This is a genomic window from Pseudonocardia sp. ICBG601, assembly GCF_020496245.1.
Genome location: NZ_JAHLJA010000002.1, coordinates 592,853 through 617,589, shown reverse-complemented (window position 1 = coordinate 617,589; position 24,737 = coordinate 592,853). Strand labels below are relative to the sequence as shown.

General features: G+C 69.9%; 20 protein-coding genes and 2 tRNA genes. 6 read left to right on the top strand and 16 right to left on the bottom strand.

Annotated elements, in window-relative coordinates; all coding sequences use genetic code 11:
* Positions 1 to 127 precede the first annotated feature (127 nt).
* On the bottom strand, positions 128 to 1,534 hold the full coding sequence (locus KPL57_RS02820; RefSeq protein WP_226350317.1) for a site-specific integrase: 1,407 nt from the start codon (positions 1,532 to 1,534) through the stop codon (positions 128 to 130).
* A 91-nt stretch (positions 1,535 to 1,625) separates the two neighbouring features.
* Positions 1,626 to 1,699, bottom strand: a tRNA-Gly gene (locus KPL57_RS02815).
* A 119-nt stretch (positions 1,700 to 1,818) separates the two neighbouring features.
* Here KPL57_RS02815 and KPL57_RS02810 point away from each other — a divergent pair.
* Positions 1,819 to 2,388: a sigma-70 family RNA polymerase sigma factor gene (locus tag KPL57_RS02810; protein ID WP_226350316.1), complete on the top strand. Its 570-nt coding sequence runs from the start codon at positions 1,819 to 1,821 to the stop codon at positions 2,386 to 2,388.
* Positions 2,385 to 3,053 carry an anti-sigma factor gene (locus tag KPL57_RS02805; RefSeq protein ID WP_226350315.1) on the top strand — a complete coding sequence of 223 codons (669 nt, stop codon included), beginning with the start codon at positions 2,385 to 2,387 and terminating at the stop codon, positions 3,051 to 3,053. The genes KPL57_RS02810 and KPL57_RS02805 overlap by 4 nt, the downstream gene beginning before the upstream one ends.
* On the opposite strand, the gene KPL57_RS02800 is transcribed toward KPL57_RS02805, so the two are convergent.
* From KPL57_RS02800 to KPL57_RS02775, 6 genes are all read right to left on the bottom strand, one after another.
* Entirely contained in the window at positions 3,046 to 4,212 is a 1,167-nt protein-coding gene (locus KPL57_RS02800; protein WP_226350314.1) for an FtsW/RodA/SpoVE family cell cycle protein, read from the bottom strand. The genes KPL57_RS02805 and KPL57_RS02800 overlap by 8 nt on opposite strands.
* Before the next feature lie 67 nt (positions 4,213 to 4,279).
* Positions 4,280 to 4,888 carry a sortase domain-bontaining protein gene (locus KPL57_RS02795; protein ID WP_226350313.1) on the bottom strand — a complete coding sequence of 203 codons (609 nt, stop codon included), beginning with the start codon at positions 4,886 to 4,888 and terminating at the stop codon, positions 4,280 to 4,282.
* Positions 4,875 to 5,576 carry a CHRD domain-containing protein gene (locus KPL57_RS02790; RefSeq protein ID WP_226350312.1) on the bottom strand — a complete coding sequence of 234 codons (702 nt, stop codon included), beginning with the start codon at positions 5,574 to 5,576 and terminating at the stop codon, positions 4,875 to 4,877. Before KPL57_RS02790 ends, KPL57_RS02795 begins: the two co-directional genes overlap by 14 nt.
* 73 nt (positions 5,577 to 5,649) lie before the next feature.
* Entirely contained in the window at positions 5,650 to 6,528 is an 879-nt protein-coding gene (locus KPL57_RS02785) for a hemin-degrading factor (protein WP_226350311.1), read from the bottom strand.
* A gap of 15 nt (positions 6,529 to 6,543) precedes the next feature.
* The gene (locus tag KPL57_RS02780; RefSeq protein ID WP_226350310.1) at positions 6,544 to 8,274 is read right to left on the bottom strand and encodes a sulfite reductase flavoprotein subunit alpha; all 1,731 of its coding nucleotides are present in this window, start codon (positions 8,272 to 8,274) and stop codon (positions 6,544 to 6,546) included.
* On the bottom strand, positions 8,271 to 13,547 hold the full coding sequence (locus tag KPL57_RS02775; RefSeq protein WP_226350309.1) for a glutamate synthase-related protein: 5,277 nt from the start codon (positions 13,545 to 13,547) through the stop codon (positions 8,271 to 8,273). Before KPL57_RS02775 ends, KPL57_RS02780 begins: the two co-directional genes overlap by 4 nt.
* A 144-nt stretch (positions 13,548 to 13,691) precedes the next feature.
* Between KPL57_RS02775 and KPL57_RS02770 the strand changes: the two genes are divergently transcribed.
* Positions 13,692 to 13,768 (top strand) — tRNA-Pro (locus KPL57_RS02770).
* 75 nt (positions 13,769 to 13,843) lie between these two features.
* Here the strand turns inward: KPL57_RS02770 and KPL57_RS02765 are convergent.
* The 7 genes from KPL57_RS02765 to KPL57_RS02735 form a co-directional block, all read right to left on the bottom strand.
* On the bottom strand, positions 13,844 to 15,085 hold the full coding sequence (locus KPL57_RS02765; RefSeq protein ID WP_226350308.1) for a tyrosine-type recombinase/integrase: 1,242 nt from the start codon (positions 15,083 to 15,085) through the stop codon (positions 13,844 to 13,846).
* Complete coding sequence (locus KPL57_RS02760) at positions 15,085 to 15,267, bottom strand: helix-turn-helix domain-containing protein (protein WP_085916238.1); 183 nt, start codon at positions 15,265 to 15,267, stop codon at positions 15,085 to 15,087. Before KPL57_RS02760 ends, KPL57_RS02765 begins: the two co-directional genes overlap by 1 nt.
* A gap of 1 nt (position 15,268) precedes the next feature.
* Positions 15,269 to 15,586, bottom strand: a complete 318-nt coding sequence (locus KPL57_RS02755; RefSeq protein WP_226350307.1) for a hypothetical protein — start codon at positions 15,584 to 15,586, stop codon at positions 15,269 to 15,271.
* A gap of 1 nt (position 15,587) precedes the next feature.
* A complete protein-coding gene (locus KPL57_RS02750) occupies positions 15,588 to 16,841 on the bottom strand; it encodes a hypothetical protein (protein WP_226350306.1) in 1,254 nt (417 codons plus the stop codon).
* Positions 16,838 to 17,011, bottom strand: coding sequence for a hypothetical protein (locus tag KPL57_RS02745; RefSeq protein WP_226350305.1), 174 nt, complete (start codon positions 17,009 to 17,011; stop codon positions 16,838 to 16,840). Before KPL57_RS02745 ends, KPL57_RS02750 begins: the two co-directional genes overlap by 4 nt.
* Positions 17,011 to 17,397 (bottom strand): hypothetical protein, encoded by a 387-nt coding sequence (locus tag KPL57_RS02740; RefSeq protein ID WP_226350304.1) that lies wholly within the window; start codon positions 17,395 to 17,397, stop codon positions 17,011 to 17,013. The genes KPL57_RS02745 and KPL57_RS02740 overlap by 1 nt, the downstream gene beginning before the upstream one ends.
* Positions 17,398 to 17,510: 113 nt before the next feature.
* Entirely contained in the window at positions 17,511 to 18,287 is a 777-nt protein-coding gene (locus KPL57_RS02735; protein ID WP_226350303.1) for a GntR family transcriptional regulator, read from the bottom strand.
* 69 nt (positions 18,288 to 18,356) lie between these two features.
* Between KPL57_RS02735 and KPL57_RS02730 the strand changes: the two genes are divergently transcribed.
* From KPL57_RS02730 to KPL57_RS02720, 3 genes are all read left to right on the top strand, one after another.
* The gene (locus KPL57_RS02730) at positions 18,357 to 18,824 is read left to right on the top strand and encodes an NUDIX hydrolase (protein ID WP_226350302.1); all 468 of its coding nucleotides are present in this window, start codon (positions 18,357 to 18,359) and stop codon (positions 18,822 to 18,824) included.
* An 83-nt stretch (positions 18,825 to 18,907) separates the two neighbouring features.
* A complete protein-coding gene (locus tag KPL57_RS02725) occupies positions 18,908 to 21,490 on the top strand; it encodes an ATP-binding protein (protein ID WP_226350301.1) in 2,583 nt (860 codons plus the stop codon).
* A gap of 6 nt (positions 21,491 to 21,496) precedes the next feature.
* Positions 21,497 to 22,594, top strand: a complete 1,098-nt coding sequence (locus KPL57_RS02720) for a hypothetical protein (RefSeq protein WP_226350300.1) — start codon at positions 21,497 to 21,499, stop codon at positions 22,592 to 22,594.
* 110 nt (positions 22,595 to 22,704) lie between these two features.
* Here KPL57_RS02720 and KPL57_RS02715 read toward each other — a convergent pair whose 3' ends face one another.
* Entirely contained in the window at positions 22,705 to 23,898 is a 1,194-nt protein-coding gene (locus KPL57_RS02715; protein WP_226350299.1) for a hypothetical protein, read from the bottom strand.
* Positions 23,899 to 24,737: the final 839 nt, after the last annotated feature.

The window sequence follows — 24,737 nt, the reverse complement described above, 5'->3', positions numbered from 1 at the left end:
TACTGTTCGCCACATCGTCGAGCGTGACTGCACGACTGTCAGCGAGGATTGGCCGACCACCAACCGATACGACCAAGCCTCGGTCCTTGAGTAACCGGACAGCCCGGCGTGCCGTCGACAACGAGACTCAGGCCCGCTCGGCAATTCGTTCAGCCGGCAGGAGGACATTTCCTGTTGCGTATTCCTCCGCGCTGACTTTCGCGACGATCTCGTCCGCCAGGTGCTCATACGGGTGCACTGACGGCCGGACTGCACGCCGTTTCTCTTCCGCCCGCGTAGGCCGCTCCGGCATCCTCGCCCCGAGCCCGGCGGCAGCTCGCTGGTCCGCCTCCGACACCCACGCCGTGTAGGTCTTCAACGTCGTGGTCCCGCCGTCCCCGTGCCCCAGCCGCCCCGCGACCGTCCGCGGGTCGACCCCACCCACGATCAGCTCCGTCGCCGAGTAGTGCCGCAGCTTGTGGAACGTCGTCACGATCCCGAGCTTCTTCGCCATCCGGTCGTAGCGCTGAGTCACGCTGTCCGGCGTCGGGAACGTCGCGCCGTCGGCCGCGGTGCTGAACACGAACGCGTCCGGCGCCAGCTCGATTCCGAGCATCGCCGCGCGCTTCATCGCTCGGCCGCGCAGGTCCGTGAGCACCGCGACGGTCTCGGCGTCGAGCGCGATCCGGCGCTGCTGGTGGGTCTTGAGGTCGCCCTCGACCCAGCCGTCGTCGCTCTTGCGGATCCCGCTCTGCAACCAGAGCGTCTCGCGGCCCTCCTCGAAGTTGAGCCACGTCCAGCGGACGGCGCACAGCTCTCCTCTGCGGGCACCGGTCGTCATCGCCGTCCAGATCAGGGCGCCCCAGTCCGGGTCGTCCCACGCCTTGTTGAGGAGCTGCGCGGCCTGCTCGGCGCTCGGCGGCCGCGGGTTCGACTTCGGGGCCGGCGGCGGCTCGGCCTGGGCGAGCGGGTTCACCGCGACCCAGCGCCAGCGCACGGCGCGCTTGTAGGCGCCGGAGAGGATGAAGTGGATGTGCCGGATCGTCGTCGCCGAGAGCGGCTTGCAGCGGTGCGGGCGGCACCGGTCGTCGCACTCGTGGTCCCGGCGGGTCCAGTGGTCGACGAGCCCGGACCCGGAGCAGTGGACCCGGCAGCGGCGCAGCTCGGCGTAGAAGGAGTCCAGGATCTCGGGATCCAGGCGACCGATGTTGATCCGCCCGAGCAGCGGGGAGATGTGGTTCTTCACGTGGCCGCGGTACATCTGCAGGGTGTTCGGCGCCCCGGCGAACTGGTCGAGGTGGCGCCGCACCAGCTCGTCGACCGTGGCGTTGGTCCGCGGATTGCGGCGCTCCTCGACCTGGGCGAGCAGCCGGGCCCGCACGGCCTCGGCCTCGCGCTGCGCCTTCTTCCCCGGCTGGACCAGCTCGGTGAGGTAGTGCCGGCGTCCGGACACCGGGTCGATCCCGGCGTAGACCCGGACGCGGATGGTGCCGCTCGGAAGCGTGGTGATGCTGCCCCGGGCGCGAGCCGTGCTCGCGGGCTGTCGACCTGCCATGCAGTCAACGCTAGGACCGACTCGCACCACGTTTGATGCACGAAGTCTGTCTCAAGATCAGAGCTGATCAGCGTTTCCGCTGGTCAGACGGTGGAGCGGGCGACGGGAATCGAACCCGCGTAGCCAGTTTGGAAGACTGGGGCTCTACCATTGAGCTACGCCCGCATGCCCCGATCTCGTCGATCAGGACCCCCGCAGCGTATCCCACTCCGACCCCGTGAACATCCCCGCCCCCGGGTGCGTACACACCGGGGACAGGGACGTTCAGGAGGTTGCGGACACCGATGAAGGCGCCCCACCGCAGGTTGCGCTCCGTCGACGCGCGCGCCGCCGAACCCGGGCTCGACTCCGAGCCGGGGCTCCGCGCCGCGTACACCGCGCACGGAGCCGAGCTCTACCGCTATGCCCTGCGTCAGCTGGGCGACGAGGGTGCGGCCCAGGAGTCCGTGCAGGAGGTCTTCCTGCGCGCCTGGCGTCGTGCCGACTCCTACGACCCGTCGGTCGCCAGTCTGCGGGTGTGGCTGTTCGCCATCGCCCGCAACGTGGTCATCGACGAGATCCGTAGGGTCGCGGCGCGGCCCTGGCGCCGCAGGCTCACCGACGAGCCCGAGACCGGGAACGACTCCATCGGCCCTGCCGACGACGCCCTGGTCGACGGTTGGCTGGTCGAGGAGGCGTTGCGGCGGCTCCGTCCGGAGCACCGGCATGCGATCGTCGAGGCGTACCTGCGGGGCCGTCCGCACGCCGAGATCGCGGCGGAGGCGGGGGTGCCCGTGGGGACGATCCGCAGCCGGGTCTTCTACGGGCTGAAGGCGTTGCGACTGGCGATGGACGAGATGGGGGTGGAACCGTGACTCCGGACGAGCACCGGGCGATGCGGGAGTCGTTGGGTGACCACGCGATGGGCCGGCTGGAGGGCGACGAGCTGGCGACCCTCAAGGCCCATCTGCAGGGCTGCCCGGCGTGCCGCGAGGAGCTGGCCGAGGTCGCGAGTGTGCTGCCCGCGCTGGGCCGGGTCGATCCCGACCGGCTCGACCACACTCCCGCTCCCCCGCCGGACCTGGGCGACCGGATCATGGCGGCGGCGCGGGCCGAGCGTCCGGCATCGGCCGCGGCCCGGGCACGGAACCGGTGGGCTCCGGTCGCGGCGGCGGCCGCGGCCGCGCTGCTCGTCGGCGGCGTCGCCGGCTACCTGGTCGGCGACCACGACGGGATCCCCCGCGAGCCGGTCGCGGTCCAGGCGATGGACTCCGCGGTGCAGGCCACGGCGGTCGCGATCCCGCACACCTGGGGCGTCGAGATCGTGCTCGACGGCGACGGGTTCCGCTCCGGTGCGACCTACCGCGTCGTCGTCGAGGCCGAGGACGGGCGTGAGGTGAGCGCGGGCGAGTTCATCGGGACCGGGGCGTCGCCGATGGTCTGCAACCTCAACTCCTCGGTGCTGCGGGCCGACGCGGAGGAGTTCCGGGTCCTCGACGGCGCCGGGTCCACGGTGTTGCGCGGCAGCCTGGCTACCTGACGCGGCGGGCGGCGTTGGCGACCAGCCCGAGCAGGAACAGGGTGCTGACCAGCGCCGTCCCGCCGGCCGACACCAGCGGCAGCTGCTGACCGGTCACCGGGAGCAGGCCGACGACGTAGCCGACGTTCATCACGGCCTGCACTACCACCCAGGTCGCGGTCGCCGCCGTCACCAGCCGCAGGAACGTGTCCCGGGTGCGGGCGGCGACGCGCAGCCCGACCCAGGCGATCAGCAGGTAGAGCGCCAGCACGGCGAGCCCGCCGACCAGCCCGAGCTCCTCACCGATGACGGCGAAGATGAAGTCGTTCGCGGCGTTGGGCAGGTAGTCCCACTTCGCGCGGCCCTGGCCGAGGCCGGTGCCGAAGAGGCCGCCGTCGGCGAGGGACAGCAGTGCCTGGCGGGACTGGTAGCCGGCGCCGAGCTCGTCGCCGGCGCCGAGGAAGGTGCTGATCCGGTCGCGGCGGTAGTCGGCGGTGAACCCCAGGACGGCGACGCCGAGCAGCGCCCCGCCGGACAGGCCCCCGAGCAGCACCAGCGGCGCCCCGGCGAAGAACAGCAGCGACAGCACGATGACGCCGAGCGCGACGGTCGTGCTGAGCGCGGGCTGCAGCATGAGCAGCGCCCCGGCCAGCAGCGCGACCGGGACCAGTGGGAGGACGGCGTAGCGGCCGTGGCGCACGGCGCGACCGCGCAGCGCGAGCACGTGCGCGCCCCACAGCAGCAGCACGACCTTGGCCGCCTCGCCCGGCTGCACGGTGAACCCGGCGACCGAGATCCACCGGCGGGCACCGCCGCGGACCTCCCCGATTCCCGGGACCAGCACGAGCACCAGCGCGGCGAGACAGGCGAACAGCAGCCACGGCGTCCACCGGCGTAGCCGGACCGGTGACACCCACATCCCGAGCGCGAACGCGCCGACCCCGAGCAGCAGGAAGATGAGGTGGCGGACGAAGACGGTGAGCACCATCCCGTCGGCGACGGTCTTCCCGCCCGCCGACGCCGACAGCACCATCACGACTCCGACCGCCAGCAGCGCGCCGGTCGCACCGAGCAGCAGGTGCAGCGGTGGGACGCGGCGCAGCCGGGCGAGCCGCGACGCCCGGGGGCGTCCGGCTGCGGCGCCCGTCGGGCGCGGGTCGCGCTGTCGCGGCACCGTCACCCGATCAGTGTGGTCCCGGACCGGGCGTCCGGGGCGGAACCGGACGTCTCGGCGCGTCGGGCAACGGTCAGAGCGCCCGGGCGTGCACGACCATGTTGTCGAGGTAGCTGAGCGCCCCCCGGTCGAAGTCGCCCGCACAGGTGACCAGCCGCAGCTGGTCCGGTGACGCACCGCCGAACACGGCGAAGGTGGGGAACGCGTCCTTGGGCATCTGCTCGGTCCGCTCGACGGCGTACCGGTCGACGGAGCCGTCGTCGCGGCCGACCTCGATCACGTCGCCGGGGGCGAGGTCGCGCAGGTCGATGAACACCGCGGGCCCGTCGCGCGAGTCGACGTGCCCGAGCAGGACGGTCGGGGCGGGCGCGGTGCCGCGGTCGAACCAGCCGACGCGGTCGTAGTCCTGCGGGACCTCGGCGGTGCCGTCGTCGGCGATGCCGAGCCGCAGCAGCTCCGGCTCGTCCACCCCGATCGCCGGGATGCGCAGCGAGACGGGCACACCGGCCGCGGCCGGGACCGCGGCGGGCGGCGCGCCGGCGGACGGTGCCGCGGGCGCCGGCACGGTGGGAGCGGGGGCGGGCGGTGCCCCACACCCCACGAGCAGGAACACCAGCGCGACGGCGCCCGGGAGCAGCAGGGCTCCCGGGCGCCGGTCACGCGTGTGGTCAGCTCTGCGCACGGCCCCGGCGGGCCATCAGCACGCCCGCTCCGGCCGCGGCGGCCAGGCCGGCGGCGCCGACCGCGTAGAGCGCGGTCGAGTCGGAGGAGGAGCCACCGGCGCCGGTCTCGACGCCGCCCATCGGGACGGCGGCGAGCTGGCCGCGCACCGTGCCGGCCGCGAAGTCGGCGGTGTGGGTGTCACCGGTGAAGCCGGTCGGGTTCGCCTCGATCTGCTTCAGCGAGAAGCCGGTCGCGGTGTCCTGGCCGTTGTCGCCCTCGAGCCCGGTGGTGAACGGGCCCTGCATGCAGCCCGACGAGGTGCGGACGTCGCCGTCACCCTCGGGGTTCGGGAACGCCAGGCGCGGCGGGCCGGGCTTGCCGACGGCGGCCTCGTGGATGTGCGTCGCGGTCTTGGCCGGGCTCTGGTACTCGCCGGTCACGCCGCGCAGGGTGATGTCGTAGCAGATGATCTCGTCGTCGGAGTTGATCCGGAAGTTGAACTCACCGGTCGCGCCGGGCTCGCCGGGGACGGCCTGCCCGTCGTTGTTGATGACGGCGTCCGGCGTCGCGCTCACGGTGTACATGCTGGTGAACGTCGACGGCTCGGGGACCTCGGTCTCCTGGGCGAACGCGATGCCCGCGGTCGCGGCGAAGCCGAGTGCGGTGACGGCGGTGACGGCGGCGAGACGGGGCAGGGTGCGGCGCATCCCGGTGTCCTTTCTGACGGGTTCATCCTTGATTGCCCGTCTCTACGGCCACCGTGCCCACCGCGTTCACCACTCACCCGATCGGGTGCAGCAGCACGTCCCGGACCATGCGCTCCCAGGCCGTCACGACCTCGGTCGACGGCAGCCCGAACTGCCCGACCAGGGCCAGGCAGCGGCCGTCCGCGCCGGTCAGGAGCACCGTCGTCATCGGACCGTGCGGGCCGTGCGTGCGGACCGGGCGTACCGCGTCGACCTCGCCGGGGGCGAACGCGAACTGCACCGCACCGGACACCACGCCGACGACGTCGCCGGTCTCGACGTGGTCGACCGACCCCGTCCCGACCTGCAGGCAGCCACCGTGGGGCACGGCCAGCCCGGCCGGGACGCCGTGCTCGCAGAGCAGGCACAGCAGGTCGACGACCCGGGCGACGTCGCACGGCGGGGTGGCCGGGGCGAGCCCGTCGGGGACCCGGCCGCCGCCGTCGGTGAGCGCGTCGAGCAGACCGAGGTGGTCGAGCTCGTCGGGAGCCGCGGGCGGCGGCGCGGCGGGCGGGTCGTCGGCGCGCGGGGCGAGCCGCAGCACCTCGGTGACCAGCGGGGCGTCGGGCGACAGCAGGTGCGCGCGGTGCACGGCCGCGCCGTCGCCGTCGAACAGCCACAGCGCGGCGGGCTCGCGACGCCCGTCGTCGGCCCGGGTCGCGACGACCGAGGCGACCGCAGGGCGGGACAGGCGCAGGGTCACCGCGCCGGGCCGGACCGGGAACGCCTCGCCGGTGAAGGTCGGCTCGGCGTAGGTGCCGAGCTCGCTGATCAGGGCGCTGCCGTTCGCGGTGGTCGCGACGACCTCGTCGAGCAGCGGGAGGTGCCGCGCCAGCGTGCCGGCGTCGAGGTCGAGCCGGTCGCCGGCGAGGTGGGAGAGCAGGACGTCGAGATCGGTGTGGGGCAGGGTCACGGGACACGCTCCGGGTCAGTAGACGTCACGCAGGTACCGCTTCCCGCGCTTGAGATCGGCGACGAACTCGGCCGCACCGTCCTCGCCCCCGGTGTGGGCGGCGAGGATCTCGTGCAGCGCGGCGTCGACGTCGCGGGCCATCCGGCTCGCGTCGCCGCACACGAAGAGGTGGGCGCCCCCGGCCAGCCACGCGTGCAGCCGGGCGCCGTGGGTGCGCATCCGGTCCTGGACGTAGACCTTCTCCGCCTGATCGCGGGAGAACGCCAGGTCGAGGTGGGTGAGCAGGCCGTCCTCGGCCCAGCCGAGCAGCTCGGACCGGTAGAGGAAGTCGTGGTCGGAGCGGCGGTCGCCGAACAGCAGCCAGTTCCGGCCCCGCGCCCCGCGGGCGGCGCGCTCCTGCAGGAACGCGCGGAACGGGGCGACACCCGTCCCCGGCCCGACCATGATCATGTCGACGTCGTCGGCGGGCGGCCGGAACCCGGTGTTCGGCTGCAGCGCGACGACGGCGGTGTCCCCCACCGCGAGCCGGTCCGCGAGGTGGGTGGAGCAGACCCCGCCGACCGCGCGGTCGGCGCACCGGTAGCGGACCGCGGCGACGGTCAGGTGCACCCGGTCCGGGAACAGCAGCGGGCTCGACGATATCGAGTACGCGCGGTGCTGCAGCGGGCGCAGCAGCCCGACGAGCTCCTCCGGGTCGAGCCGCAGCTGCGCGGCGTGCAGCAGCCCGAGCAGGTCGCGGTCCCACAGGCAGGCCGCCCGGTCGTCGCGCAGGGCGGCGCGCAGCCCGGCGTCGGCGGCACGCTCGGCGAGCACGTCGAGCAGGTCCCGCGACGGTGTGACGATCTCGTGTGCGCTGGTCAGGAGCTCGCGCAGTGGACGGTCGCCGACGGGGGCGTCGCCGTCGTGGCCGAGGTGCGCCAGGAACGCCTCGACGAGCGCGGGGTCGTTGGCGGGCACGACGGTGAGCGAGTCGCCCGCGGCGTAGGTCAGGCCGGTGCCGGTGAGGTCGAACTCGTGGTGGTGGATCTCCTTGTCCGAGGCGGGGCCGGACAGCCGCACCCGGTGCGCGAGCACCGCGGGCACCGGGGCGGGGCGGTCGCGGCGGCGGACCGGCTCCGGCTCGGGTGCGGGGTCCGGCGCGGTGGTCGCGGCGGGCGTGGCGGCCAGCACGGCGACGATCTCGGGGAACCACTGCGCGGAGGCGTCCTCCCACATCACGTCGCAGTCGCGGCGCTCCAGGATCCGGGTCGCCCCCAGCTCGGCGAGGCGGGTGTCGAGCAGCCGCCCGGCCGCGCAGAAGTCCTCGTAGGACTCGTCGCCCAGCGCGCACACCGCGAACGACGTCGCCTCCAGGCGCGGCGCGTCGTCGGCGGTGACCATCTTCCGGAACAGGTCGGCGTTGTCGGGCATCTCGCCGTCGCCGTAGGTGGAGCAGACGACGACGACCCTGCTCATGGCGGCGAGGGCGTCGGCGCCGACGGCGTCGAGCTCGTGCAGCTCCCACGGCACCCCGGCCTCGGTGAGGCGCTCGGTGAGCAGGTCGGCGACGTACTCGGCGTTGCCGGTCTCGGTGCCGTACAGCACGTGCACCGGGGTCATCCCGGTCTCCTTCCGGACGGGTGCGGCGGCGGCGCTGCGGGCGCCCGCCAGGTAGCCGGACAGCCAGATCCGCTGCTCGGCGGTGAACGGGGCGTCCGGCGAGATCGCCAGGCTGCTCAGCTCGGCCGGGGGCGGCGGCGCGGTCACGGGGCGCCCACCAGGTCCGGTGCGGCGCGGGCCGCGAACAGCTCCTCGACGCCCGGGATGCGGCCGAGGCGCGCGGTGTTGGCGGCGTCCTGGGCGAGGATCCAGCCGTAGGTGCCGGGGCTGTCGGTGCCGTACACGTCGCGCTGCGCGAGGGAGCGCTTGAGGTCGCCGACGCGCTTGTCGGAGACCAGCACGGCGAGCTCGTCGTCGGCGTAGCCGGCCAGGGCGTCGCGGGCGTAGCGGACCAGCCGGGTGCGGACGGCGTGGTCCTCGGTGAGCAGCAGTGTGCGGGCGTCGACACCGCGGCGGGCGGCGACCTCCTCGGCGACGGTCTGCACGGTCAGGCCGTTGAGCAGGACGAACATCTCCTCCCCGGCGTCGCCGTCGGGTACCGCCCCGGATGCGACGGGGACGCCGTCGCGCTGGGCGAGCTTGTGCCGGCGCAGCTGGTGCGCGGCGAGGGATGCGGCGAGCTCGTCGACGAGCTCGCGGCGGGTGCGGGCGGCGAGGATCTCCCCGGCGTCCTGGTAGAGCCGCAGCGCCCGCGGGGTCGCGACGAGCAGGTGCGCGCGTTCGCGGTCCCAGTGCTCGAGCAGCCGGACGGCGAGCGGCGAGCCGGTGGCGTCGGCGTGCCACTCCAGCAGCAGCCGGACGGCGGTCACGTGGAATCCCGAGACCGGTGCGACGTCGACCGAGTCGGTCGAGAACCCGACCGTCCCGGCCGGGTCGTACTGGTAGAGGAACCCGCCGGACATGCCGTTGCCCAGGCCGGACCCGGCGGCACCGAGGTTCAGCACGGCCCCGCCGGTCATGTACTCGCAGCCGAAGTCGCCGAGCCCCTCGACGACGGCGCTCGCCCCGGAGTTCCGCACCGCGAACCGGTCCCCCGCCTCGCCGTGGACGAACAGCCGGCCGCCGGTGGCCCCGAACAGCGCGAAGTTGCCGACGAGCACGTTGCTGCCGGGCCGGTCGTCGTGCACGGTGCCGGGTGAGCGGATCGCGATGGTGCCGCCGCAGGCGGACTTGCCGACGCCGTCGTTGGCGGTGCCGGTGTGGACGAGCCACATCCCGTCGTTGCAGAGCAGACCGAACGACTGCCCCGCCGCGCCGCGGGTGCGGATCCGCAGCCACCGCTGCGGCAGGAAGCGGCGGCCACGGTCGTCGACGAGTGCCGGTCCCGGGACGTGCTCGTGGTTCAGCATCCGCTCGACGTCGACGGCGAGGCGCCCGCCCACCGAGCGGTGCCGGTTGCCGAGCGCTCCCCCGTCGATGTCCACTCCGGACTCACCGCGGGCCAGGGCGGCGCGGACGGTCGCCGACCAGCGCTCGTCGTGGTCGTGGTCGGCGCCGACCCGCACCGGGTCGGCGACCTGCGGGGTCGTCACCCGGTGCAGCAGGCGGCGCAGGTCCAGGCGCCCGACCAGCGACGGGTGCCGCGCCAGGTGCAGCAGGTCGGCGCGGCCGCGGGCCTCGCGCAGGCTGCGCAGCCCGAGCGAGGCGAGGATCTCGCGGACCTCGTGGGCGACGCCGAGCAGGTACTGGGCCAGCGCGCGGGGGTCGCCGTCGAACGCGTCGGCGTCGGTGGTGATCCCGGCCGGGCACTTCACGTTGCAGTTCTTCGCCATGACGCAGCGCAGCATCATCAGCGCGGTCGTCCCGAACTCGAAGCCGTCGGCGCCGAGCAGCGCGGAGACGACGACGTCGCCGCCGGTCTGGTGCGCCCCGGAGCACCGCAGCTCGACGGTGTCGCGCAGGCCGTGCGCGGACAGCGCCTGGTGCACCTCGGCGACGCCCAGCTCGGCGGAGCGCCCGGCGAACTTCAGGCTGGTGACGTTCGCGGCGCCGGTACCGCCGGTGTTGCCCGCGACGTTGATGACGTGCGCGCCGGCCTTCGCGACGCCGACGGCGATCGTCCCGATCCCCTCCGAGGACACCAGCTTGACCACCACCTTCACCCGCGCGGCGGTGGCGTCGTGGATGAGCTGGGCGAGGTCCTCGATGGAGTAGGTGTCGTGGTGCGGCGGCGGGGACACCAGCTCGACGCCGGGCGTCGCGCCGCGGGCGGCGGCGATGTCGACGGTCACCTTGGCTCCGGGCAGCTGGCCGCCCTCGCCGGGCTTGGCACCCTGCGCGATCTTGATCTCGACCTGTTCGAGCATCGGGTCGGCGAGGTAGCCCGCCCACACCCCGAAGCGGCCGGAGGCGAACTGCTTGATCCGGGAGCCGCGGATGGTGCCGAACCGGCTGCGGGACTCGCCGCCCTCGCCGCAGTTGGACAGTCCGCCGACCATGTTGGTGCCGTGCGCGACGGCCTCGTGCGCCCCGGCGACGAGCGCGCCGTGGCTCATCGCGCCCGAGGCGAGGGTGCGGGTGATCTGCGAGGCGGGCTGCACGTCGTCGGGAGCGACCGGGTCGGGGGCGGTGACCAGCAGGTCCAGCCAGTCCCCCGCTGTCCCGGCCGCGACCACCCGCAGGGTGCCGTGGTCGAGGCGTGCGACGGACGCGCCGAACCGCTCGGCCAGCCAGGACGCCAGCGGGGCGGCGTCGCCGTCGACGTGCAGCAGGTCGCCGTCGCGACGCAGGCCGCGTACGGCGATGCAGGCGTTGCCCGCCGGGTCGATCCGGTCGAGGACGTCGGCGGGGCGGCCGTCGCGCAGGTCCGGCGGGAGCATCAGCACGTCGCGCAGCGCGGACGGGCGTCGCGCACGCTCGGCGGTGAGGGACCGGACGAGCTCGCGGTAGCCGGGCGTGGGCGCGGACGCGTCGATCTCGGCGGCGGTCAGCGCGCCCAGTCCGGTGTGGACGTAGGCGTCGTCGTGCAGGCCGAGGGAGTCGGTGAGCGCGGCGAGCGGGAGCAGCCGCAGCTCACGGTCGGCCGGGCCGGCGGTGAGGCCGGTCCGTTCGTCGACCAGGCCGGTGAACGCGGTGACGGCGGCGGCGCCGTAGGAGTGCCCGGCTCCGTCGGAGCGTTCCTTGAACAGCCCGAGCTGCGGCACGTCCTCGGGGCCGGTGACGGTCAGCGCGCGGGCGTGCCAGTCGCGCACCGACCGCTCGATGTCGGCGAACCCGGCGCCGCCGACCGGGGCGTCGACCTCGGGGAGCCAGCGGGCGAGCACCGGGTCGCGGGTGTCGAGGTAGGCGGCCTCGAAGAACTCGCCGCCGACGTAGCTCTCCATCGTGCACAGCCCGATCCGGGCCATGGTCTTGAGCAGGGACTTCTCCGCGGCGACGCGGAAGCGGGCGAACGCCGCGCCGGGGTCGCCGGGATGCTGCTGCGCGGCGCGCGTGTGGGCGGTGTGCGGGTGCACGGCCGAGGCCCCGAACCCGAGGACGACGGCGAGGTGGTGCGCCGAGCACACCTGCCCGGTGGCGACGACCAGCGACACCGCGGGGCGCAGCCCGGCCGCGACCAGCGCGCGGTTCACCGCGGCGACGGCGAGCACCGCGGGGACCGCCGCTCGGTCGCGGGCGACGGCGCGGTCGTCGAGGACGGCGATGCCACCGCCGTCGCGGGCGAAGGCGACGACCTCGGCGCACAGTCCCTCGACCGCGGCCTCCAGCGTGCCGGGCTCGTGCAGCAGCGCGAACCGGCCGACCGGGACGACGTGCTGGGCGCCGATGCGGGCGAGGCCGTCGGCGTCGAGGACGGGCGAGTCGAGGACGATGCGGTGGAACGGGCCGTCGTGCACCGGGCGGGTGCCGAGCGCGACGCGCAGGGTCATGCCGTCGGCCTCGCGGATCGGGTCCAGCGGCGGGTTCGTGACCTGCGCGAAGCGCTGGGAGAAGTAGTGCGCGACGCCGCCCTCGCGGTCGCTCAGGGCGTTGATGGCGTTGCCGTAGCCCATGGCGGAGACGCGTTCGGTCCCCGTGTCGAGCATCGGGTCGAGCAGGACGCGGAACGCCTCGGCGTCCAGGCCGTAGGCGACGTAGCGCTGGTGGACGGCGAGGTCACCGGTCGCGGCGGGCCCGGATCCCGCGGGAGCGGGCGGCAGCTCGGCCGCCGGTGTCCGCGCGCCCGCCAGGAGGGCTTCGTGGTCGGCGCGGGCGGCGAGCAGCTCCAGGGTCTGCGCGGTGTCGTAGCTGCGACGCTCGCGGGTGCTCCACCACAGCATCCCGCCGGCCTCGATGCGGCCGCGGCGCAGCACGTCGTCGTCGGGGAACGGGAACTGGCCCGCCTCCGAGGAGACGGTCAGGTAGTCGGCGGTCTCGCAGGTCCGCAGTGGACGCAGGCCGAGCCGGTCGAGGCGGGCGCCGACGACCTCGCCGTCGGAGAAGACGAGCGCGGCCGGACCGTCGTTGATCTCCTCGACCAGCGACCGGTACTCCAGCATCGCGCGCACCGGCGCGGGCAGCGTGCGGTCGTTCTCCCAGGCCGGGGGCATCGCGGCGACGACGGCCGCGACGAGGTCGAGCCCGTCGCCCGCCACGCGCGCGTGCAGGGTCTGGTCGAACCGCGCGCTGTCGGACTGCCCCGGCGGGCGCACGATCCGGCGGCCCCGGGCGCGGGCGAGGGCCTCGTCGGCGATCCGGTTCTTGCGGTCGGTGTTGAGCTCGCCGTTGTGCGCGAGGAGCCGGAAGGGCTGCGCCATCGACGGGTGCGGGTCGGTGTTGGTCGAGAAGCGGGTGTGGAAGTAGAGGCTGCGCACCCGGTGCTCCGGGTCGGTCAGGTCGGCGAAGTACGGCACGACCTCCCACGAGTTCAGCCGTCCCTTGAGGACCTGGGTGCGGGTCGAGAGGCTGAGCGGGTAGAGACCGGCGACGGCGTCGTCGGTGTAGGCGACCGACTCGATGTCGAGCAGCGCGCCGTGCGCCAGACGCTCCGGGTCCGCGACGTCCGGGACCTCGACGATCCACTGCCGCACCGGGAGCTGCTGCGCGACGGCCGCGGGGCGCAGCACCGACGGGTCGACCGGCACGTCGCGGACGGCCAGGACGGTGCAGCCGTGCGCGGTGAGGGTGAGCGTGACCAGCGCTGCGGCCGCCGCGGCACGGTCGGGGTCGGAGGGGAGGAAGACGTTGGCGACGGCGAACCGCCCCGGGGTCAGCTCGCGGCCGGCGAGCCGGGAGAAGAACGGCACCGACAGGTCCACCGAGACGCCGCCGCCGTCACCGACGCCCTCGGCGGACATCCCGCCGCGGTGCGGCACCGCGCAGAGGGCACGATGGGCGAGGACGAGCACGTCGTGGGTCTGCACCCCGTCCTTGCGGACGATCAGCCCGACGCCGCAGCTCGCGTGCTCGGCGGCGGGGTCGTGCAGTCCGGACGGTGTCACGTGACGCTCCTCTTTCACTAAGGGAAGGCTTACCTTAGGAAGGCGGGAGCGGAGGGAGCAACGCCCGGTCGTTGTAGCGCGGGACACACCGGGCGCCGACGGCGGCGCCGGGGTGCAGTCGGGACGGGGCTAGACTGCGGGCGACGGGGTGTGGCGCAGCTTGGTAGCGCACTCGCTTTGGGAGCGAGGGGCCGTGGGTTCAAATCCCGCCACCCCGACCACGGTTGACCTGCGAAAACAGGTCGACCCGGTCTTGTCCCAAGATCGGTATGTAGCAGTCCTGTAGCAGCATCCGGTCATGACGCCTCCCAGTCGATGGCGTCGAGCGCCTGGCGCATGGCGTCCAGGTTGGTGTGCGCGTAGATCGTCATCGTGACGTCGATGTCCGCGTGCCGGGCGATGACCTGCACGACGTGCGGCGGTGTTCCCAGCGCGAGCAGCAGGCTCACGACGGTGTGCCTCAGATCGTGCAGCCGGACGCCGGGCAGGCCGGCGCGCTTGCGGAGCTTGTCGAAGTCGCGGTTCAGCGCCCGCGGCTCGACGGGCGTACCGATCTGAGTGCAGAACACGAGGTCGTAGTCCTGCCAGCACTCCCCTGCCGCCGTGCGCTCGTCGGCCCAGGCCCGGCGCCGGGCGAGGATCGCAGTGCGGGTGATCTTCGGCAGTGGGATGACGGCCTCGGAGGCGCGCGTCTTGGTGCCCTCGACGACGAGCTTGCCTCCGACCCGCTGGACGGTCTGGCGGACGTGGACCGTCGCCTCGTCCATGTCGATGTCGCACCAGCGCAGACCGAGCAGCTCGCCGCGACGCAGGCCGAGCGTGGCCGCGACGACGTAGAGCGGGTGGAACCGGGTCCCCTCGGCTGCGGTGAGCAGTGCGCGCGCCTGTTCGACGGGCAGGCCCTTCCCCACCGAGTACTCGGGCGTCTTGACGCGCACGAGCTTGGCGACATTGCGGTTGATCAGCTCCAGCCGCTCGGCGTGCCCGAGCGCGTTGCGGAGCACGGCGTGCACGAACTGGAGCTGCCGGACCGAGGGGTGGCGTCCGCAGCAGCGGCCGGCCGAGCAGCACTGCTTTTCCTCTGGGCGGCGGGCGTCCCAACCGTTGGCGCAGCACAGGCACTTCTCCCGCATCACGGCCATGAACGACCGGACGTCGACGGCGGTCAGCTTGACGAGCTTCTTGCGTCCCAGCACGGGGACGATGTGCAGCCGCACCGCGGACTCGTAGCCGCGGACGGTGGTGGCGGCGCGCTTCTCGTGACGCATGTCGTCGAGCCAGTCTGCGAGGAACTCCGCGACGGTGGTCTGACGGTCGTCGACAAGGCCGCCGTTCACGGCCCGGGCCTTGAGCGCGTCGAGCTTCTCCCTGACCTCCTCCTGGCTCCGGCCGTAGACCGGCTGCCGCTTGATCTTCCCGGAGCTGGTCGGGACGTAGGCGGTGCCGACCCAGAGCAGGTCTCCCTTGCGCTGGTAGATCGAGCCCTCGCCGTTCACCCGTCGCTTCGACGGCGGGGAAGGCTGGTGTCGGCGCGCCATCAGGCCGCGTCCTCGTCGAGGAGCCGGGCGACGTACTCCTCCACGGCCGAGCGCGGGATGCGGCGGGCGCCGCCGATCTTGATGGAGCGCAGCTCGTTGTTGCGGATCAGGTCGTAGACCTTGCAGCGTCCAATGTGGAGCAGCTTTGCGGTCTCCTCGGCGGTGAGTAGCAGGGCGTCCATGTCAGCGGGCCTCCTCGGTCCGGGCATCCCAGGCGCGGGCGTTGTCCCGCCAGAAGCGGGCCTCGTGCTCGGCGTCGCCCTGGGCGCCCAGAACGGCGCGGTAGAACAGCAGGTCGACGCGGGTGCGCATGGCCTCGCTGCGCGCCAGAACACGCCACCAACGCGCGGTCCGCTCGTAGAGGTCGGCCATGCGGTGAGCACGCGCAGCGGTGTCGGCAGGTTCGTCGGGTCGGACGGCACCGAGTCGCAGGATCTCGGCGGTGGTCCGGTCGAGGCCGGCGCGGACGGCGATGAACACCGGGTCGGTGGTCGTGTCCATGTCAGCCCGCCTCCCGCGCGGTGCGTGCGATGCGGTCGCAGTACTCGGCGTAGTCACCGAGGTAGGGCACGCGGACGCGGACGAGCTCGCGGCCGGGTGCGGACAAGACGGCGACACCGGGTGGTGCGGTGGCGTGCCGCTCGGCGAGGTCGCGGACGCCCGGGCCGTGCAGCATCTCCAGCGAGTCGCCGGGCACGCGGAACGAGAGCCGCAGCGCGTACTGATCGCGGGCGTAGCCACCGCCCATCGCCTCGGCCTCGGCGCGCTGGGCGAGGGTGACGACGCGGAAGGCGACCTTCCGGCCCTCGGACAGCAGCCGGAGGTTGGCCGACTTGATCCGGTCGAGCACCGAGCGCTCACCGCGTGCCGCTTTCGGGAGGCCGGCCGCCGCGCGGAGCAGGCCGGGGAACTCCTCGACCACGACGACGAACAGCGGCCGGTCCGACGTCGGGTCGAGCTTGCCGGTCCGGTCGGGCAGCGTGGCGAGGCGTTCGTCCATGACGCCGACGAGCCGTTCGAGGAGGGTCGCGTGCGCCTCGAGGTCGGCCGTGCCGGTCGCCTGCCACTGCCGGTGCACGGTGCCCGCCCACGGGCGCCCGAGCAGCAGGCCGGTGATGTCCGAGCCAGCGATGCGGACGTCGTCGGCATCGGCGAGCTGCGCGAGCAGCCCGTAGGCGAACTGAGACTTCCCGGCGCCGTTCTGCCCTTGCATCGCAACGTGCGCCGCGTCGGCGAAGGCGTGGCCGAGCGCGTCGCCGACTTCGTCCCGTCCGATAAGGACAGGCTGTCGACACGTCGTGACCGCGGTGCCCGGCAGCGCGTACTGGTCGGCGAGCGGGTCCCGGTCGAGCAGCTCGATCCGCACCCACCGGCCGGCGTGCGGGACAACGCGCAGGCCCTCGAAGCACAGGGAGTGTGCCAGCCGGCCGCCGACGCGGGTGAGGTCCTCCGGTTCCTGGCCGGGGATCAGTTCGACGAGCATCGATACCGGTGGACCGGTGATCACCGAACCGACGCGCGGCGTGCGAGCGGTCGGACCGGTGACGGTCTCGACGATCTTGCAGGCACCGACGCACTCGCAGGCGTCCCGCCAGGCGTAGCGGAGCCACTCGGCGAAGGCGCCTGCCTCGTACTGCTCCTCGCGGCGCGCCCGGCGCTCGGACCAGGCACGCAACAGCCAGGCGAGCCAGCCGGTGACGCCGGTCCAGGAGCGCACGACGTCGCGACGAACCGGAACGATCAGCTCGGCGGTCATGACGCCTCCCCCACCAGACGCCGGGCCGGGACGATCGCCGCCGGGCGCAGGACCGCGACGAACATCCAGTCGCCGCACTCCGGGCATTCCCCCGCGTCCGGGTCGTAGTGCGTCTCGCAGGTCTCGCACACGAACGCGAGACCGTCGGCGGCGTCGACGTAGGCGCTCATCAGCTCGCCTCCGCCTGCTTGGCCCGCGGACCGGTGGCCGCAAGGGCCCACACCTCGTGGCAGCGGTACCAGACCTGCGCGCCGACGACCTGGCCCTCGCGGTTCTTCTTGTCCATCACACCGATCTCGAACCCGACGAGCTGCACGGGCTCGGCCGGACCGAGGTCGGCGCCCGGCTGGTGATGGGCGGCGAGCCCCACCTTGATGATCTCGTTCGTCGACCGGCCGAACTGCCGGAAGCTCGCGACGAGCTGCACCTCCCACTTCGGCAGCCCGTCCTTGGTCGTCTCCTGCACGTCCGCCCCGAACCGGGTCTTCGGCTCCGACGAGAGCCAGAGCAGTCGTTCGAAGGTCGCGGTCTGGTCGATGGCGTAGATCTGCGGCACGGGATTCACCTCGTGGGGTAGGTCCTCTAGGTAAGTGCGAATCGTACGCGCAGCACACTTAGCCGTCTAGAGGAGTTGCTACAACGAGACGTCGCGCGGCCGATCTGCGCAGGTCAGCGCGCGGGAATGTCGTATTCGAGGACGTAGGCCGGGGCAGCCTTGAGCGTGTCGCAGACTTCAACGGGGCGACCGGTCGTGTCGTACGCGGTGCGGAGCACGACGATCACCGGGACACCGTCGGTGAGCTGCAGACGACGACGCTCGTCGACGGTGGGCATCCGGGCCGAGACCTCTTCCGTGAAGTGGTCCAGCTCGTGTCCCAGCTCCTCCAGCCTGGCGTAGATGCCGCCCGGGCCGGTCTCGTCGTCCACGATCGGGGACCCGGCCGCGATCGAGGCCGGCAGGTACGACACCGCCGTCTCGACGGGCTGCCCGTCGGCGAGGTAGCGGCGGGAGCGGATGACGACGTCCTCACCGTCGCCGAGCCGCAGCCGGTCGCGGATCTCACCGGGCGCCGCAGTGGTCCAGACCTCCAGCTGGTCGACGCGCGGCGTGAACCCGATCTTCTCCGCTTCCACGCCGAACGCGGCGAGGCCGGCCTCTCGGTGACGGCGCGCGAAGCGCTCGGAGGCGAGGCGGCGCACCTGGACGGGCTGGCGGACGAAGACACCCCTCCCCTGCTCCGCCACGACACGACCCTCGGAGCGAAGCTCCTGGATCGCCTGTCTGGCTGTCATCCGGGCGACCTCGTAGTGCTCCATCAGGTTCGCCTCGGAGGGCAGCCTGTCTCCAGCTACCAGGTCGCCGCGGTCGATCGCTGCACGCAGCTGGTCCGCGATCTGACGATAAGGTGCGCGATCGTCAGATCGATCGAGCGCTCCGAGATGCACTACTCCTCCAGTCAACTGGACCACTACGATGACGACCAGACAGTACCGAAGCCCCAGCCAAGGAGCCTCATGGCCGACATCGCGCACCACTCGGTAAGCGTTGCTGGGATTGTCGTAGATCAGAATAATGCCATCTTGGCGATCCAACGGCGAGACAACTTGCACTGGGAACCGCCAGGTGGAGTTCTAGAGATTAACGAGACACCACAGGATGGCGTGCGCCGAGAGATCTTAGAAGAGACTGGCATTACTGTAGACGTTGGCGATCTATCCGGCGTGTATAAGAACATGAATATCGGGGTAATCGCGCTCGTTTTCAAATGTACCGCAATGAGTGGGCAGCTCATCGTCAGCAACGAAACGCGACAAGCGCAGTGGATCCCCCTCTCCGAAGCGGAGCGTTTAATGAATCCATCGTACTTCATTCGCGTTTCCGATGCATTCTTATCAGAGACGCCCGTGCGCTCACACGACGGACAGCAACTTCTGACAAACACCTCGGCTAGGCACTACAATTCGAGACCGCGCGAAAAGTAGCGAATAGTTGAACAGATACTAAGAGGTCTCTAGTGTCCGGAACTGACACCATACGTGGCATTACATTTCAGAATGCGCAAGCTATGCTGACCGCATTCGACGTTCTAACAGACGAAACAAAAGCATTTCTTCGGGTCGAGGGACGCGCAGACATCGTCGACATCGAAGTTCTTGACGGAGAACAAAAACTTGTTCTTGCACGGCAAGCAAAGGTTCGACAGCAGGAATACACCTGGAATCAAGGTGAACTCCGGCGAATCTTCTTGCGGTGGGCAGACTTAGAAAATCAGAGCGCCTCTTTCGAGCTGGTGACCGACGGACGACTCGGTCCAACCGGACACCGTTTCAAGGACGCACTTCAAGCGGCGACCGAGAATAGGCCCGAGCCTCTAGCCGAGGCGCTCGGAGTTGCACCCGATTCGGCGACGTGTCAAATTCTCAAGAACGCTAGGGTAGTTTCAGAAGCCTCATCAGGCGAAGTCCTATTCGCAACAATTGAACAGCAGCTCTCGACGATATTACCGAGTCCTATTACCCTCGAAGAAGCTAGGCAGTCGTCTACTAGGGCTGCAAATGCCCTATATCGATTTCTCTTGGAACGGGCCTCCCACAGCGACCCGAGCGAACGCCTCGTCTCACGGAGTCAGATCGCAGATGTGATTGGAATGCACATCTCAGACGTTCCGACTCATCGTTGGTCTGAGAAAGAGCGACAAAAGTACATTAAAGCCGTGACCGTTCTGCCTTTCGACGATATGCTAGTTCAGCTCGGCCTCCTACAATCCGACACAACTCCCGCCGCCCTAATAAGCACGGGCAGGCGTAGTCAAGACCGCCAAGACGAGCTCATCTTGTCGACTGCCGAATTTGTATCTGCCCCAGCTACGATTCTCTCAGGCCGAACAGGCTCCGGTAAATCGACCATCCTGCAGCAACTTCGACGAGAATCGGCAAGCTCAGGCGTGGCAGTAGTAGTCGCTTCTGCCGAAGAATACCTGGAGAATCGCTTAGATCTACTGGTCGCAAACTCCCTATTCGCTGTGCTTGGACAGCCCGTGACCACTAGGACGGCCACTGATCTACTGCGCGATCCCGAAGTTTGCCTGATAATCGACGGAGCGTCAGAATTACCCCCAAACCTCAGAAAAAGCTTATCCGCGGAAATCAGTCTCCTTAGCGGAATGCGCGGTCAGCGAACTTGCAAAATTGGAGTTGTCGGACGTGACTTTGCCGCTCTGCGCGGAGTTATTGGCAACTCAGCAGCCCCGGTCACAGCGACCGTGGCACCTCTCAGTGATAAACACAAACTAAATTTGGCGCTACAGTCAGTTCGCCATGACAGGGGCTACGAGGAGGAGCACACCGCACGGCTGTGCATTGCCAAGGTCAATAATGTACTTGGTAAAGATTCAGAGAATCCTCTACTGTTCCGTATGGGATTGACACTTGCCGTTTCGGGTACAGAGTTTTCCTCAAGATCTGAGATATACGAGCACTTCGTTGAGGGCCTCTGCTATCGCAGCAACGTTCCGAGCTCGGACATCCTTTTTACGATTCTCGGTGGAGTATTTAGTTCACTCCTAGACGAGCAGCGCCGCTATTGTGACGAGTTTCGGTGGAACGTTGCCTTGAAAGAAATCATCGATCAGCACTCCGCGATCCTGCCTCAGTCGACAAATTCAACGTCGATCGATGAAGACAGCCGTCGGATCGGCATCATCAGGAACGTCGGACACTCGAGGGCAGTCGCAGCAATTCACGACTCCTTTGCAGACTACCTCTCGGCTCTCGCTTTGCATCGCGGTATAAGCCGACTTCCCGAAACTCTCAATGTCGCTGACGAACAACGCGTGCTATTCAGCTGCGAGCTAGGTGATCTCAACGAGACTTGGAGTGCGCGATTGGCCGCGCAGTTGCCCTTTACTGCGGCGAAAGCCGCACGGTACGACCACCGGGCGTTTGAGCGAGCATCCTACGACGAAGTGTCTGAAATCGTGGCGGCATTGACTGGATCCCCAGAGGCGCCGTTAACCTTCTATCGAGATACTCGAACTAACCGCACATTCTATCTCAAGAAGAGTCAAACTGACACCTGGCTAACAGATTCTTCTGGTCTTGAACTGTTACGACAGGCTGGTGCTCTGCAAGTCGAAGGCGGCCCACTTTCTGTCGCCACGACGATCTGGGCGTGGGAGATCCGATCCGCGCTGCCGGAAAAACGGGGTCAAGAATTCTATGATGACAATGATGCACAAGCGACCGCATCACGTCTTGTCAAGTATTATCAAGACGTCGAGCACGAGGTTAATCGCCTTATCGCCAAAATCTTCCCCCAACATCAGGCTAGCCGGCTACTGCAAACGATCGGAACGATGCGACGAGAAATCTGGGTCGGGGAAGAGCTCAGGGACGGTCGCTTCCGGGACGGTCGATCAGTGAGAACTCGCCGTGCATCTACCACCGAAGCGACCGTCGTTTCAAGACCGGAGATCGAGCAGAAAGGCAACGAGTTCGGAATGTCGGATTGGACTCTTACGTCCACATCGGCTATTCTTTCGAAACATGAGTCGAGAGCTGCAGCCGAGAAGATCGAGAAGGCGCTAGACAGACTGGCGGGAGATGGGTGGCTCAGAGGACGACGAGCCGCTCCTGGTTGGGGTCGGTGAAATTCCATGACGAAAGCCGAGCTCTGGAAGGCTGTAGCCGACGTTGCAGCAGTTCTCAGCTCTAGCCCGATAATTCGTCGACACTGCAGTTTCCTCTCTGATAGTAGCCGGGTCGCCCCCGATAGCGATACCGCCGAGAGTCAAGTCGGAAATATCTTTCCTTATCTGGGCGGTATTCAGGCCCGACCGCTTCGTATTGGAAGATTGATCACGGTAGCCCAGCCTCTCATCGCCAACGTTGACTGGGCAAATGCTGATGTAGTGGAGTTTCGGTCAACTGCCGAGACGGTGGAGAAAGCCCATCAGTGGCTTATCGAGTGGCTTCGGGCAAGACTTGCAGGTTACCCCATTATTCCTGCCGTACAGTTGACACCCGGCTCTCGGTTAGCAACCGATGAGTACTCTCCGGAGATTCCGTGGGTACGCGAAATGCGCCAACAGCAACTCCACTTGCATAACTCCCCAATAATGATGCCAGAGCTACTTTGGCCCAACGTCGAACAGAGTCGGCGCGAGGTTGAGGCAGCCAACGAAACTGTGCGCGTCCTGGCCCAGAAGCTTTCGCAGTGCGCAGAAAGCGTCGCCTACGGGCACCGTCTTTCCACTTTACAAGAGGCCGACAAACAAGTTCTGCGGTCGGTACGGTCGAATCTCCGATCTGATCTCGACCACGACACCGTCACGCGCGAGGCAGGCTCTGCCGTCTACCCAAGAAATGACTATCGCACATCGAGAGAGCGATACTGGAAATCAACTTTAAAAGGAAGAGCGCATGATTACACAGTAAGCTTTGACAAATTCGACGACCTTGTCACGACAATTAGCTCCGTACTCGGACAGTTTCTTTTCTACACCCCGGCAGGAGAGATTCCCACAGGAGGGGAAATTTCGTCGCTGGAGTTTCACCCGGGAGACCATCATCTTGAAGTTTCATGGATTGATACAAGTGGAGATATTCTGCATTCCGGCGAACTGCGTCGGCTCGCCGATCCTCTCGTTGCAGAAGTCATTCTTGTCACGGATGTGACCTGGTCACAAAGTCAGCTGAGCGGCTTTACCGGCACTTATCGCGGACGAATTCTTCCAGATAGTGAAGCCATATAGAGGTCCGCGGGGCGCTCGCCGCGCCCCACACCCCGGGCGACCTCCGGGGAGGGTGTCTCCCCGCCGGCCACCTGCGGCGGTAGCACCTCCGGTGGGCGGGTCCAGGTCGTTCAGCGCCTCGGGTGCTCCACCTGGACCCGCCCACCGGAGGTGCTCTCGGGGGACCTGGCCGACGGGGAGACAGAAGACAGCCGTGTTCCTGTTGAGGAGTGCTCCAGTTGGTCGAGATAGCGGGCGAGGCCGGCGGCGAACGCCGGTCCATCGTTGACCGCGATCCAGCCCCGGCCGCCGTTGGTCATTAGCTTCACCCGTGACCGCGAGCGCCGGTACCGGACGCGGCCAGTGGACTGCTCTACGCGCGTCTTCCAGGTCTGCTGCGCCCGTCCCTGCGCGCGAGCCCAGCGCCGGGCGATCCGGCCGGCCTGCACGCCGATGGCCGGGGTGACGGCGAGGGTGCGGGTGGCGCGTTCGAGGTTCCACACGCCCCAGAACCGTCCCGGCCCGCGGCCGGGTTCCTGCCACGCCTCGGGCACCTGGTGCTGGTACTCCTTCGCCGCGAGCATCCCGTGCTTGCAGAAGTACGCCGCGACCCGACGTGGGTCCGTCGCGCGCAGGCCCTCCCGGTAGTCCAGCGCCGTCCCGGCCAGCTCGTGCCGTCGCCGCTGCTCGGGATCGGGGTGGTCGACGACCTCGGCCCATACCCGCGAAAGCCAGACATGGAACCGCTCCCCGGTCGTGGCCGCCTGGCCGTGCGGCGGAGTGCACAGCATGTGCACGTGCGGTGCCCCGCGCCGCTGGAACTCCAGCTTCCACACGCACGCCCAGTCCTCACCCCACGCACGCAGGTACCGCTTGCGCAGTGCCTTCATGTGCTGCTTCAGCACCGGGCCGGTGGGGACGACGGTCTCCCAGTCGCCGGGGTAGGTCAGTGTGACCATCGCGGGGAGCCTGCCCCCGGCGTAGAGCGGTGTGTAGTCCAGTTCGCAGAGCCGTCGCACCATCCGTGCCCGAGACTTCCGCGACCAGCCGGTGATCCTCATCCGTGGCGGCGGATCGACCCACTCACCGGTCGTGAGGTGCTGGCCGACCGCCAGATCCACGTCCTTGCGCTGTACCTCGGCCTGACGCTGCGCGGTGCGTTCGGCGCGCGCCCAGTCCCGGGTACCGACGGCGAACATGCCCGGCCCGACCGTCAGTTCCCAGCGCGGTCCCTCGACGAGCGTGCCCGCCTGCTCACGGACGGCGGGCAGCAGCGCGGCCGCGGCGTCGACAAGCTCCGGCGAGGGGAACGCCGGTGACCACAACCCGTCCACTGTGTCCGGGGCCCGAGGCGGTTCGGGGGCCCGGCCCGATATGGCGCATAGAACAAGCCCGGGCCGGCCCGCGGCTGCCGCCGGGGCCGCGGCCGGTCCGCTCGCGTCCGACCCGCAGACGCTCCTGCCTCCGGCCCGCGCCTGCGGCCCGGCCACGGCTCCCACGGCCACCACCGACGACAGAGACGGGTCGGCGGTGTTGTTCGTCGTGCCGGGATCGGTCGTGGTCCGCGACGCGTCGGGACCGGGATACGTGTCTGGGGTGTACTGCACGGCGTGGCCTCTCGGGGGAGGCCGTCTCGCGGGCAGGCTGAACCGTCGTCCGGGCATGCCGGCATCACCGCCGGAGACACGTGGGTTCCGGCGGTGAGCGGGCGTACGGGATGGCCGCCGTCAGTGGGCAGCCCGACGGGTCAGGGCTGCGCCGGCTCGACGGCGGTCGGCATGTAGCAGTTCTGTAGCAACGTGGTCCAGTACGCCGCCGTCGGGATGCGTCTCGTGAGTGCGTTCGGGCAGGTCAGGAGACAGCGGGCGCCGGGGAGAGACTGTTCCGGCGCGATTTGGGAGCGAGGGGCCGTGGGTTCAAATCCCGCCACCCCGACCACGGACGACCGGCGAGATCAGATCGACCGTCGGAGACCCGCGGCGGCCGGCCGCGCTTCCCCAGATCCTGTTCGTGCGGGCCACACGAGGAGCTCGACCGGATCGTCGCTGTCCCCGCGCCGTCTTCGCCAGAGGATGCCGCCGTACCCGTCGACGTTCTCGCCGCCGAGGGCTCGCGGCTGGATGCCTGCGCCGATGCGCTCCGCCTCGTCGGGGCGACCGGCGTT